Raw genomic sequence first — 13,199 nt, 5'->3', positions numbered from 1 at the left:
TTTTTTTATTATTATAAAACGTCTGCCCGTTTTCACAGCGGGTATAATTTTCCAGGGTGAAATAGCGGTTATCATCAATGCGGTAAATAATTTGCGGCGGCCCGTAAACCGGCGGCGGCACATTATTGTCTTTTTCGGTCATCACCGTTTCATGCAGTGAGCCGGCCCCGAGACCAAAAGCGGCCCCCTCTGTCACGCAGCTGGTTAACAGCGGCGCGGTTAACAGAACGGATAACAGACACGACATTTTCGTCAGAATATTCACAGTGGTTAATTCCTTTTTATATGAATCCAGGTTCAGGTTTTTTTGTAGCGCGGCATTGCCCCGCTTCACAGGCTGACCAGCTGGTTGCAGCCGTTCTGGAAGGGCCGCCTCCCCAGAAAAAAAGCCCCTGCTCTTTCTCTCTTCCGGCGTGAGCTCGTAGTAGTTATCGCCGCGCTTATTTTTCAGCGGAATGGCATACTTTGTCATCCTGTCCTAAACGACGATTCAAACCCTGACATAATGCTTCTTCAGCGTCGTTATACCACTCTCCTTCTGAGTTAACTCCATGCACAAAAATAATCAGTCCCGGCAGCTGGAGTGGCGGCTGTACCTCGGCATTAACATTAATATTTTTATGTGAAGTCACAGAATAAGCAAAGGGTTCGCCATTATCGGTAGTATGCACCTTTACTTTCCGCACAGGTGACGGTGATATATCTTTATCATCCATAAGTATTTTACTTATGGCTGCACCGGCTCAAGCGTTCTGTCACACTGCATTTTTCTTTGCTTTACCTGAGAAATATCATCCACAGGCAGTGTCTTCTGATAGACCGGACCGGTAACGCCGGGGTAACCATTCTTTTCTGTGGACTCTTCATCTGGATCAAATGTCCATCTCCAGGTTCTGGCTTCCTCCTGGTATCTATCTTCCCCTTTGAAATCGATCATATAAAATCCCTCATTCGTTACCAGCATATCGTAATCTTTAGTAGCCTCTGTCGGGGATGTGGTATTTGATCCATAACCCACACCATGCAATGTTTTTCCACCATCGGTCGTAACAATGACTGCATTAACGCATCCCTTATCGGCTCCTACGCAGGGGGAGTTCTTTGTATCTGCCGTTGCGGGAAAAGCCAGGTAATCATCCCGCGTGGACAGCCAGAAAAAGCGCCCCTTAAATAAATACCCTGAGGCGTTTGACACTTTAGTGTGCACTCCGTTTTTTTTATTATTATAAAACGTCTGCCCGTTTTCACAGCGGGTATAATTTTCCAGCGTGAAATAGCGATTATCATCAATACGGTAAATAATTTGCGGCGGCCCGTAAACCGGCGGCGGCACATTATTGTCTTTTTCGGTCATCACCGTTTCATGCAGTGAGCCGACCCCGAGACCAAAAGCGGCCCCCTCTGTCACGCAGCTGGTTAACAACGGCGCGGTTAACAGAACGGATAACAGACACGACATTTTCTTCAGAATATTCACAGTGGTTAATTCCTTTTTTATATAAATAAAAATTCGGTATTTTTTAGAAAAATCCCCTTACCACTATTAAACAAAACCCATCCGGCCGGGAAAATGGATTTTATATTCTTATTACACGACGGGCTGTCCAATAAAAAATAAGTGAAATAAAACCTCATTGGACACAGGTAGCTCAAACAGCCCCTTAACCCTTGCGTTCTTTGTCAGCAAAAGCCTCGGCCGCAGCTTTCAATATTGCCTCTTGGATCCTGATATACACGCTGTCTTATTCGGTGCTGAATTCTGTATGGTAAAACTGTTCCCTGTTTAAAAATCTGGTATGTAACTGAGCAAAAACTATTACCGGCATTCCCTTCTGAATGACAATTACCCACACAGCACCGCCGCGCGGGCCGGATCGAGTACGATCAGGCCGCTCAGCAGCGTGTCCATCTCTGGCTGAAGGCGATCTTTTTCCGTTTCGCTGCGTGCAGCTTTGTTGCGCAGCAGCTTCAGTCGTCGCGCGCGAACTTCAAATAAAAGTTCAGGGCACCACTGCGGCAGCGTCAGCGTCTGCGCGCCGCTGTCCAGTTCGCCCAGCAGGTGCAGCGCCAGATCGTTACGGGCATATTGCTCCGCCACGCGCGCCATCAGCAGACGCATCAGCCAGCGATCGCGGGCGGAAGCCATACCTGGGCGGGATTGTAACCAGCTAAACGCGGCCTCAACCCCCTCGCTGTCCGCCAGCGCCAGCAGCTCCGGCTCCAGCGTCAGTACGGCTTCATGATCCTGCGCGACTGCTGTTACCACGTCGGTGCTCCAACTCTCAGGGTCATCCATCACCTGCTGATTGATCCAGTTCAGCGTGACCTCATCGGCAAACGGCGTGCCGTCGTTAAACGCCAGCGCCTCCAGCCCCGGCAGCCGTGACAGCAGTCCTTTTAGGTCCCGACAGAGGATATCGGCGCGCACCGCATCCGGATCCGCTTTCGTCAGCGCCTGCCAGGTGTACCACTGTAAATCGAGCCACAAATGGTTAACGCCCTGGGCAAAAAGGTCATCGGTCTGCTCCAGCAGCTCCATCCAGCTCTGCTGGAGATAAAGACGCTTGAGATGGGCGCGATGATCCGGCTTTGGCGGCAGAAGGCGGGTGCGCCCGCTGGCGTCAAGCGGCGGCAGTTCGGTCAGCGTATCCCAGCGGATACTTTTCATCAGATGGTGTCCTCCCAGCCAGCCGCCCGGCCGATCGCGAAGATATTTCGCCAGCATTTTCGCCTGATCGAGCAGGTCACGACCGGAAGTGACGGTTGTCATTACCGGTGCGGCCGCTGACGACGCAGTGGAGGAGGATGCGCGATCTTCCCGGCTGGTCTGCGGTACCAGGCTATCCGCGCCGCCGCTTTGCGCCAGCCGGTTTTCCAGCGCCAGGTAAAGCCCGGCGAGCTGTGGACGATGCTCCTCAGCCAGCAACTGCATGGCCTGTTCCACCAGCAGCAGCGCGCCGGTAATGCGCTGCATGGTGGCCATATCTACTTCCGGGTAGAGCGAAAGGCTGTCGAGTACGCGTCCGCTACCAAGCCACTCCAGCGCGGATTTGCGGCTGCGCTCGCGCTGCGGGTGCAGCTGCGTGCCAAAGCGTTGCAGCATGGCGGCCAGCAGCTCCAGCCCTTCCGCCAGCCCGGCTTCGCCGTCCTGATGCAGCCGTGCCCAGACATAAAAGGTCACCACGCGCAGATCCTTGCTTACCGTGGTCAACAGCTTTTCCGTGAGCGAGCAGATTAGCGTGGTATCAATGCCCGAAAGCTTGTTCACCTCTTCGCGGATAAGCTGAAAATCATCGTCATAGCCGGGTTCATCGCCCGCTGGCTGTACGTCACGGATCGGCAGCAGCCAGGCGCGCCAGTCTTCCGCCCGCGCCTGCGCCAGCCGCATCAGCGCGGCTTGATCTGCGTGGCAGGCGGTAACGATATGCTGTAGCGTGGTCATTCATCTTCTCCTTCCATGGCGGGCATGTCGCTATCAGCCGCCAGCGCTCTGGCGGCCAGAACAGCATCAACGCTGAAAATTTCTGCCGGTAGCCTGAAGTTGCGCAGCGCCAGCAGCTGTAACGGGCCGCTGCCCAGCTGCGAGCGCAGCGCCCATTGCAGGTTGCTGCCGTCAGGAGCGGTAAACGTCATCATCCACTGGCTGCTGTCCAGCTGGCGGCGCTTGCCCTGCTCCAGCCAGCGGATCAGTCCCCAGGTGCCGCTGTAATCGCCAAACAGCCTTGCCCCGGCACTGGCGGTGCTCCAGGTCAGCAGGGTACCGGGTTTGAAGGTGTCGCCCGGCCAGCGGAAGGTTTGCCATTCGGCCATCTGATTAAAGTATTTCTGCTGCTGACCGTCGATGGTCAGCAGCGTCTGCACCACACCCGGCGTCGGACGCGCCTGCAGTTCAAAGCTGATGCCCTGGCTGCCGTCGGTGAACAGCACGTCAGAGAGCTGACTAAGCTGGTTAAGGGCTTTGAGAAGTGCCGGATTAAAGGTCAGCCCCTGGCTGTTGGTCCGATCCGGTACCCACTGGCTGCCCTCTTTATGCAGCACGCCGCTCAGCTCGGCGTTAAGAAAACGGTCGATACGGCCGCTGTCCCTGCGCAGGAATTCGGCCAGCATCGGCAGTGAAGCATCGTTGCTGCTGGCGGCAAACGGATAGCGCCCGTCAAACGCGCTGCGCCACAGGGCTACCACCGAGCGGCTCCACCTGTCGTTGAGGCTGGCCGCCGACGGTTGCAGCACCGTCTCCCAGGCCTGCGTCAACGGCTGCACGAACATCGTTTGGCCAAAGCCGCTCCACTCTTCGCCCAGGCTGGCGGCAATCAGGCTGCCGTACTGGCGGGTATCCGTCAGGTCGATGCTTTTGCCCTGAAACACCGTCTGTGCCAGCGTTTGCATCATCTCCTGCGGATCGGAGCTGCCCGCCACCTGTTGCAGACGCAGGCGCACGCGAGTGATGCGTGTCAGATAAGTTTGCAGGCTCAGACTGTCATCGCCCGGCAGGGCGTTGGCAGCTTTATTTCTGCCCATCAGCGTCAGCAGCGGGCCAAAGGTGTCGTCAAGTGGGCCCTGCGGACCGGCGGCGCTCTGGTCGATTACCGGCTTTTTGCTGCTGCCCACCAGCTCCTTCGCCGATTTGATAAGGGAGTCCGACAGCGCCTCGCGCTGCTCGCCGGTCTGCCCCTGCCATGCCAGCGTGTTCATCAACGCAATCAGCGGCGACTGGCGGACGTCGCTCATCAGCGTCAGCTGGTCGGTCACGTCGGCAATATTGCTGGCCGGATTAAGGCGCAGGCTGTTAAGGAAGTTGAGCCAGCTACCGGCAAAATCGGTGAAATAGCGCTGCGTCAGGCGCGCTTTCAGCGCTTCCGGCGACAGATCGGCGGCGAGCCCCTGGCGGCTGTCGCTGAGCACCCAGTCAATCTCATCACGCCGTGACGTTGCCGCTTTGTCGATAGCCTGCTGCACGCCGCCTTCCCAGGCCTGGCGGGTAAACATGCCCGGCACCATCCTGTCGGTGGTGAACAGGCGTCGGGCATCGGTGCCGTTGGTCATATCCTCCAGCGTAACGTCCGCAAAGTTGCGGCGTACCGATTTGAGCATGTTTTCATACAGGGTGCTTTCGGCGTTGCGGCGGCCAATCTGCTGGAGCAGCACCTGACGGACCTGAGCGACCATCGGGCCATCCGGGGTGATGGCCCAGCGTGGCTGGTACGGCAGCTCGGCAATATAAAATGCCCACAGATCCGGCGCCAGGCTCTGCCATAAGCCGGGCGAGATCCCGCTGCGGGCTGGCTGTACCGTTTTCATCACCGTGGCGTAAAACGTGCTGTCCACCTTCTCGGGATGCGCCATCATCAGCCAGGCCTTCAGCTGGTCGTAGCCGGGTTTTGCCCGTGTGGCGCGCAGTGGGCTGTCCGGCGGCAGGTCCGCCAGCGCGTTCAGCTGCTGCCGGAGCGCGACGTCCGCCGGATCGCGGATCAGTCGGTTATTCGCTATGCCATACCACGGCATCATCGCCGCCAGCAGCGATGCATGATGATCGAGGCCAAAACGCCGATACCAGGGTGCGCCTTCCTGATGCCAGTGTTTCAGCAGCCCGGCCTCGTTGCGCAGCGCGTACAGATCGGTCAGCTGTCGATCGGATACCGCCTGCGTTTGCACCACGGCGCGGGCCTTCTCCGCCACGCTGATTATCTGGTGGCGATTAAGCGCGAAGGAAACCAGCAGGCCCGCGCCCCACACGCCAGCCATCGTCATCAGCGCCCAGGCCAGCGTCTGCTGCCAGGGCATCCCGACGCGACGGCCGCGCAGCCGGGTACAGTCATCCACCACGCCCTGCCAGGCGGCGGATAAGGTCAGGGCGTGGCGCGACATTACCTGCGCACTCTCCGCCGGCCCACGGCTTTCCGCCAGGCTGAACATCAGGCCGCGCAGAATGATGCGCTGCTGCGCCCCCTGTAGCCACGGCGACAGCTGCGTTTGCCAGCGCGCAATGCCGCCGCGCGCCAGCTGCTGGCCCAGGCGCAGCAGAAAGTCGTGCTGCCGGTGCTGTGCAATCTGCGCCATCCCCTGCCTGCGCAACATCGGCAGCAGGTGGTTAAGCTGTAAGGCGATATCCTCCGGCAGCGCGCGCAGCGGAAACGTCGCGCCGACCGGCTGTTCGGGCCGTCCCTCCTGCGACCAGCCGCTGCTGCATAGCTGCCACAGCCATACCGGCGGCAGGTAGCGCAGCAGGCTGCCGATGCTCTCCAGCGCGCGTAAATCACTATCGCTCTGCTGCGACGTCAGGTTTTGCTCTTTATCCAGCACGCGGATAATGCCGTCCAGCGGACGGCCGCAGCGAAGTTTGCGCAGCGCGTGATATTTTTCGGCGTCCACTTCGCCCCCCAGGCTGCCGCCATCAATCAGCACGGTACGGTTACCTTCCAGCCACTGCTGCTCTTTCAGGCCGGGCAGCAGGGTTTCGCGCGCCGTGTCGTCGCCCACCACCAGCAGCAGACGCACTTTGAAGCGCCAGAACAGGCCGTAGCGGACGCGGAGATGGGTGTTCAGATCGGTAATGGATATTGACTTAAAAGGTACGAGTTTTTCTCTGCTGTTGTCTCCTGCCGGGCTGACGGGAGTCCCCGTTGCCGCAGGATTGAAGATAAAAAAGATCAGGGTACACAACAGGCACGCCAGGAAAATAAATCCGATTAGCGGAAACCAGAACTGTCGGGTAGCGGCTTCGACCGGTAAGACTTTCAGTTGAGAAAGCAGGAACAGCAATAGCAGTAAAATAGCTACGGTCAGCAGCCCGAGCCCCAGTAGACGAGAAAAATTTTTCATTATTTAACCTTGCTTCCTTGCTTAGCGGCGGTACGAATAAACGCAGGCAGCAGCAAGCGGGCCACTGATTTCCGTAAAAGCAGCGCGATACCCGGCAACATGATCCCCAGCATCAGCAATACACAGGATGCTCCCCACCAGGAAAATAGCCATACGGGATATTTGCTGCCCAAACACCACAGCAAAACGGAATGCAGCAGTACGGCCAGTGTTATTCCGCCTGCGGGAAAAGGGGCCGTCAGCGCCATTTCAGACCGCTGATACGGCACCGCTGTCTCAATACCGGCCGCCATTGCCCAGGCCTGTTTATCATCAGCCCACACTAACCAGTGGCTTCCTGTTTCGTAATCCGCCGTTTCTGCCGCCGCTACCATCATCAGCCAGCTGGCAAGGTGTCCGTATTGCTCGCTACCCCGGTCAAAATCAATCAGCCCGGTCATTGGCGCAGATCCTGACAAATGCAATGACAGGCCATGCGTTGCCGTCGCCAGTAGCTGTCGTTGAGGTGCGGTTAAGCCACTAAACCATATCAGCCGTATTGCCTCAGCGGGCTGCTGTACCATATCCCGCAGCTCTTTTAACTCGGCAGTGAGTTTGTTGGTTTGTAGCGGCATAGCACGGAACAATTTCAGCGCATCCGCACGCGCAGCAGAAGGGAGCAAAGAAGGCGGCATCAGCAATAGCGCTCCGGCCATTTCAGCCTGAGTTTCACCCGGCTGACGATAATGCAGCGCCAGTACTAATACTGGATGTTTGCGTTCCAGAAGCTGCTTATTCCAGTACTCGAAAGGGAACGTCGTTGGTAAAATTTGAACGGTAACCTTCCACGGTAGCGCCTGCTGTTGCCATATTGCAATAATCCGCTCCCGTTGTTCCTGCGCAGTATTTTCAGTATCGGAAGATGTCTGAACGATTACCGTCACGCCTCCGGCTGGATACCAGCGGCTCAGTGTCGACGTTGCCTGAGCAATCAGCTTCCGGCAAAGCTGTTCAAAACGGGAAATTCCCGGCACCAGAACTTCATCGGGAAGCAGCGTAGTTGATTTATCCTCACCCTCCTCCTGGCTGGCAAGCCCAATTAAGCGAGGAATGCGCTGCGCGTCCGGGGTTAACATTACGCGGCTGACAACGCACAAATGCTGATGCGCCTGCCGCTGCCAGGCGGTGTGCATATTCAGCCGCCAGCTGTTCCAGTACCAGATGCCAAGAGCCTTCGTTTCCCACCACAGCAGATAAAACGTGACAGCGGCCATAACAGCCATCAGCGTATAGCCAGTCAGCAACAGCCGTGCGTCTGATGGCAGGGAAGACAGCCCGCCAGCGGGCGCAGTAAGGAGTGCCCATGCAAGAGCGATGCAGATACCAAAGAACAGAATAAACAAACAGATCCATGGCGACCACGCGGCAGCCGGACCTCTGGCTGGTACCTCAGGAACTGACCATCCCATCAGTCGATCTCCATATCCTGGAGGCTGGCGATTACCTGCGCACCGCATTCCGTTTTGCAGCCGTGCAGTACGATGCCACGCCCCTCTTCTTCATAACCTGCCGCATCGCATTCAATAATGCGATTATTGCCATGCTGCGGACAGGTCACGGAATCGTTTAACAACGCAACATGCCTACCCTGTATTTCAAACGTGGAGGATGCCGAGATAACTTTTCCTCCGTGAGTGGTCGCATCTCCCAGTACTACTGCAAATTTGCCCATAACTTTTTAATCCCTTAATAAGTTGACGTGGATGGTCTGCCCTGTGCGTTAAGCTTTTTGTTGATCGCCTCCCATTCCGCTTTTTTTGCAGCGGAAACGGTTTCCGTAGAGATTTCAGGAGGCATGGGTACGTCGGGCAATTTACCCGTGTTGAAATAGCTGTCGTAGCCTTTGGTCCAGTCCGCCATATCACGCAGCTTTGCCATAAAGGCTTTATCCCAGGTCGCATCACAGAAACCAACGGGTAAATCATAGGCAACGACTCTTTCCATAAAATCTGTATTTTTAGGTAAGGTACTGTGATCGGTAGGCTGAGAAATAAAGGCGCCCACGCGGATGCGCCGCTCCTCATCGGTTTCCGGGCGCATCACGGGTTCAGCTTTAGGGTAATCCTTGCCGGAGGGTCGGTATTCACCGGTAGGTACCTGGATTTTTGGATACAGCACCACAAAGTTATTAAAGGTATCGTCATTGGGGGTCATAACTTTCTGGCCTGAGTCATTTTTCACTTCCGATGATTGCCCCCAGCCGGTTCCTGTAGCTGACGTAGGATTTTTATTCCAGCGTTCCCCCTTATCGGGACGCTTTTCATCAAAATCGCTCATCTCAGAGGCCATTATGGGATTTGGAACCTCCTCCGCATTAATATTGAGAGTCTGAAAAGCGGGCGTATTATAGGTGAGTAAATCACCATCATCGTCCCAGAAAGGTTTGCCGTCCGGTAACGGCCAGAAAGGGGTTTTAGGATCCGGTGCCGTGCCGCAGGGCGTGGCACGTGCCATCATCCGCTGAAACAGATGCCCCTTATACGCTGTTATTAACCTGTGTGGTTGTTGCTGTAGTCCGCTGTTCGGCAACCCCTGCCAGCCCAGACTTAGCAGCGGTGATGATCCCATTACCCTGTCGTGGGGATTACAGTAAATATACAGGCGTCCGTGGTTATCCCGTTCAGGGATCCAGCGATCGGATGTGGTGACATCTTTGCGCATTTTGGTTTTTACCGCAGGGTAGTTAACACCCGATGATTCGATACCATCAGGCGTATAGGTGATGCTCGTCAGCGGTATTTTAGATTTATGGCTTATCGCCGGCGTCCAGGGCTGCTTATCCTCCGATTGACCAACACACAGGTCGATATATTTATACGACGGCAGAGCGGTGGCACGCTCGGCTATTTTTTTTATAATCGCCTCTAACGTCTGTTCCCGCGCCCTGTCCGACAGCAGCTCTTTATCCGGCAATGAAAAATAATCCGTAACCTTTGTACTCATGGCATAAGGTGAATTAAGGATAAACAGGCTGTCCGGCGCTTTATCCGCAAGCAGCGTGGCGGCAAGAGCTATCATGGTGCCCTGACTGTGCGAAATAACGCTGACGCTGTCCTGTGGGTACGTTTCACGAATGCTATTGAGCAAATCTGCCAGACGTCTGGCCGCATGGGCATAATATTTACGCGGCGGCGCCGTCTTTAACAGGCGATCAAAGTCAGGCGCGAAAGTTTGCACCTCCACGCCCAGATAACGCATTCTTTCATTAAACCCCGTATCGCTCCAGAGAGAGACAAGATTGTTTGTACCGTTCTGGAATGGTCCGCCTCCCCAGAACCACGGGCCTTTTTCCCGCAGCGCTTCTGGCTTCAATCCTTGCTCTTTTAATTGGTGGTAATCCTCATTCTGCCGGTTGACCAGCGGAATTTGCCAGCTATCCTCTTCTCCGTCAGCGGCACGATATCCCCAATAAAACCGAACGACCGGAGAATTTGCCTCACCGGCATTCAGTAACTGACGATCTTTTTTATAATTATCAGCAGCGGGAATATCACAATTATATTTGTTGGGCTTAAGGGCATATGAAGTACCATCCAGACCCAAACGTCTATTTAACCCCACACAAATATTTTCCTCAGCGGAGGAAAACCATTCACCGGTGGAATTTACGCCGTGTACAAAAATGATGATCCCTGGATAATGCATAGGCAATCTGCACTCTGCCCTGACGTTCACGCTTTTAGGTGAGAGGCAACTGCGAAAATTAGGCTTCCCGTTATCATCAAAAAAACAACCTACGTCACGGGTGGGTTCATTTTTTATTTCCATTGAAACTTACTCCCTGTCAGTTTTTAATATACCTTACACGTTTGGGTTTTATTTTATCATTACAGTGAAAATGATCGTCCTGTGATACTTTGTTTAATTTTAAACTTGATAGCTCAACCCACTCAGTTTCTTTTCCTTCATCCTCAGCTCGCGTTAATTTTTTTATGAGCTTACCCGGAAGACTGTCTTGGGCGAAGATGGCACCATCCGTTATGTAAACAGTGTAACTTGGGGATATTTTATGCCAACCAAACAAATTTATTTTACCATCAACACTGCCACTCATAATAAAATATGTTGCCCCCCCATACTTATAATCAACATTTCTGTCTGGATAAGCAATAACATTGTCACCGGCAGCGTAAATAAACTTACCTTTAAAAGACAAGACGTTATTTTTCTGCATTACCGAAACTTCATCCTGCGGTTTTTTATCATGACCTTCTATTCCGGCAAATATCTTTATTTTTTTATTGGTGTCATTATAATAAACAAAGCCGCCGCTGTTACAGTCCAGATATTTCTCAAACGTAAAAAAACGATGATCGTCGATGCGATAAACTACCTGTGGCTCGACATCGATCTCAACATCCCTTATTGCCCTCCCCCCTGAAGCGCCGGGATAACCGTAGCCAAAACTGCCTCCCACGGTTTGCAGCATCGGTAATAAGATAAAGCCTCCTGCCACGACTACCACTAACAGCAAAACGGCGACCAGGGCCAGTTTCAGGCCGGTACTGACGGTGTCTTCATTTTTATCACTCATCATAATACCTCATCAGTTAACGAACGGTTTCTTTTCCTGAGTTTTTACCGGGTCAGGATAAAATTTTTTGATTTTCAGTACATATAAAGTGCCTTCTAAAAAAGACGTATATTTAACCCATTGCGAATATTTTCCTCCATAAAGGAAAAATTCACCGATGGCGTTTACGCTATGAAAAAATAATATCAGTAAAGTGCGCGGGAAGTTTGTACTCTGCCCTGACGTTTACGCTTTTAGGTGAGAGGCAATTGCGAAAATCAGGCTTCCCGTTATCATCAAAAAAACAACCTACGTCACGGGTAGGTTGATTTTTATTTCCATTGACACTAACCCCCTGTCAGTTTTTAATATACCTTACACGCTTTGGTTTAATGTTATTATTACAGTGAAAATGATCGTCCTGTGACACTTTTTTTAATTTTAAACTTGATAACTCAATCCATTCAGTTTCGTTTCCTTTCTCGTCAGCTCGCGTTAGTTTTTTTAAGAGCTTACTAGTAAGGCTGTCTTGGGCGAAGATGGCACCATCCGTTATGTAAACAATGTAACTTGGGGATATTTTCTGCCAGCCAAACAAATTTATTTTACCATCAACACCACCCTTCATAATAAAATATATTGATCCCCCATACTTATAATCAACATATCTGTCTGGATAAGCAATAACATTATCACCGGCAGCGTAAATAAACTTACCTTTAAAAGACAAGACGTTATTTTCCTGCATTACCGAAACTTCATCCTGCGGTTCTTTATCATGACCTTCTATTCCGGCAAATATCTTTATTTTTTTATTGGTGTCATTATAATAAACAAAGCCGCCGCTGTTACAGTCCAGATATTTCTCAAACGTAAAAAAACGATGATCGTCGATGCGATAAACTACCTGTGGCTCGACATCGATCTCAACATCCCTGATTGCCCTTCCTCCTGAAGCGCCGGGATAACCGTAGCCAAAACTGCCTCCCACGGTTTGCAGCATCGGTAATAAGATAAAGCCTCCTGCCACGACTACCACTAACAGCAAAACGGCGACCAGGGCCAGCTTCAGGCCGGTACTGACGGTGTCTTCATTTTTATCACTCATAATAATATCTCACCAGTTAACGAACGGTTCCTTTTCCTGAGTTTTTACCGGGTCAGGATAAATTTTTGATTTTCAGTGCATATAGAGTACCTTCTAAAAACAGAAGAATATTTAACACATCACGAATATTCTCCTCCATAAAGTAAAAACTCACCGATGGCGTTTACGCTATGAAAAAATAGTTTCAGTAAAGTGCGCGGGAAGTTTGCACTCTGCCCTGACGTTCACGCTTTTAGGTGAGAGGCAACTGCGAAAATTAGGCTTCCCGTTATCATCAAAAAAACACTCTGCGTCACGGGTAGGTTCATTTTTTATTTTCATTGACACTTACTCCCCGTCAGTTTTTAATATACCTTACACGTTTTGGTTTTATCTTATCATTACAATGGAAATGATCGTCCTGAGCAGTTCTATTAACTTTAAAATCTAAAGAATCACCCCATTCAGGATCACCTTTCTTGGGAGGTATATTGTACTTTTCATATTTACCCCCTGGTCCTTTGGCATAAATCGCATCGTCTAAAATAGTAATTACACTATAGGAAGAAGAATAAATATCCATAACTACTTTTCTTGATGGATAAGAAATGTTTTTATATTTTAAAAAATAATTCGAACCTCCATACTTGTAACTTACATTACGATCAGGATAAGCAATAACATTGTCACTTGCAGCGTAAATAAACTTACCTTTAAAAGACAAGACGTTATTTTTCTGCA

11 protein-coding genes are annotated in these 13,199 nt (G+C 52.2%); all 11 read right to left on the bottom strand.

Annotated features, from left to right (window positions below; genetic code table 11):
* On the bottom strand, window positions 1-247 hold a 247-nt coding region (locus tag QCD69_RS22025; RefSeq protein ID WP_441004992.1), incomplete at its 3' end, for a T6SS immunity protein Tli3 family protein.
* A 193-nt stretch (window positions 248-440) separates the two neighbouring features.
* A complete protein-coding gene (locus tag QCD69_RS22020) occupies window positions 441-716 on the bottom strand; it encodes a T6SS effector phospholipase Tle3 domain-containing protein (RefSeq protein ID WP_301253512.1) in 276 nt (91 codons plus the stop codon).
* An 11-nt stretch (window positions 717-727) separates the two neighbouring features.
* Complete coding sequence (locus tag QCD69_RS22015) at window positions 728-1,477, bottom strand: T6SS immunity protein Tli3 family protein (RefSeq protein WP_301253511.1); 750 nt, start codon at window positions 1,475-1,477, stop codon at window positions 728-730.
* A gap of 366 nt (window positions 1,478-1,843) precedes the next feature.
* On the bottom strand, window positions 1,844-3,442 hold the full coding sequence (gene tssA / locus QCD69_RS22010; RefSeq protein ID WP_301253510.1) for a type VI secretion system protein TssA: 1,599 nt from the start codon (window positions 3,440-3,442) through the stop codon (window positions 1,844-1,846).
* Entirely contained in the window at window positions 3,439-6,819 is a 3,381-nt protein-coding gene (locus tag QCD69_RS22005; RefSeq protein WP_301253509.1) for an ImcF-related family protein, read from the bottom strand. Before QCD69_RS22005 ends, tssA begins: the two co-directional genes overlap by 4 nt.
* Window positions 6,819-8,315 (bottom strand): hypothetical protein, encoded by a 1,497-nt coding sequence (locus tag QCD69_RS22000; protein ID WP_301253508.1) that lies wholly within the window; start codon window positions 8,313-8,315, stop codon window positions 6,819-6,821. The genes QCD69_RS22005 and QCD69_RS22000 overlap by 1 nt, the downstream gene beginning before the upstream one ends.
* Entirely contained in the window at window positions 8,267-8,530 is a 264-nt protein-coding gene (locus QCD69_RS21995) for a PAAR domain-containing protein (protein WP_301253507.1), read from the bottom strand. The genes QCD69_RS22000 and QCD69_RS21995 overlap by 49 nt, the downstream gene beginning before the upstream one ends.
* A 14-nt stretch (window positions 8,531-8,544) precedes the next feature.
* Window positions 8,545-10,626, bottom strand: coding sequence for a T6SS effector phospholipase Tle3 domain-containing protein (locus QCD69_RS21990; protein WP_301253506.1), 2,082 nt, complete (start codon window positions 10,624-10,626; stop codon window positions 8,545-8,547).
* A 16-nt stretch (window positions 10,627-10,642) separates the two neighbouring features.
* On the bottom strand, window positions 10,643-11,395 hold the full coding sequence (locus tag QCD69_RS21985; protein WP_301253505.1) for a T6SS immunity protein Tli3 family protein: 753 nt from the start codon (window positions 11,393-11,395) through the stop codon (window positions 10,643-10,645).
* A 334-nt stretch (window positions 11,396-11,729) separates the two neighbouring features.
* The gene (locus QCD69_RS21980) at window positions 11,730-12,479 is read right to left on the bottom strand and encodes a T6SS immunity protein Tli3 family protein (RefSeq protein WP_301253504.1); all 750 of its coding nucleotides are present in this window, start codon (window positions 12,477-12,479) and stop codon (window positions 11,730-11,732) included.
* A gap of 337 nt (window positions 12,480-12,816) precedes the next feature.
* Window positions 12,817-13,199: hypothetical protein (locus tag QCD69_RS21975; protein WP_301253503.1), on the bottom strand; the 383-nt coding region annotated here is incomplete at its 5' end.

Source organism: Erwinia sp. PsM31 (assembly GCF_030433775.1).
Lineage (GTDB): Bacteria > Pseudomonadota > Gammaproteobacteria > Enterobacterales > Enterobacteriaceae > Erwinia > Erwinia aeris.
This window is presented reverse-complemented; position numbering and strand designations above follow the sequence as displayed.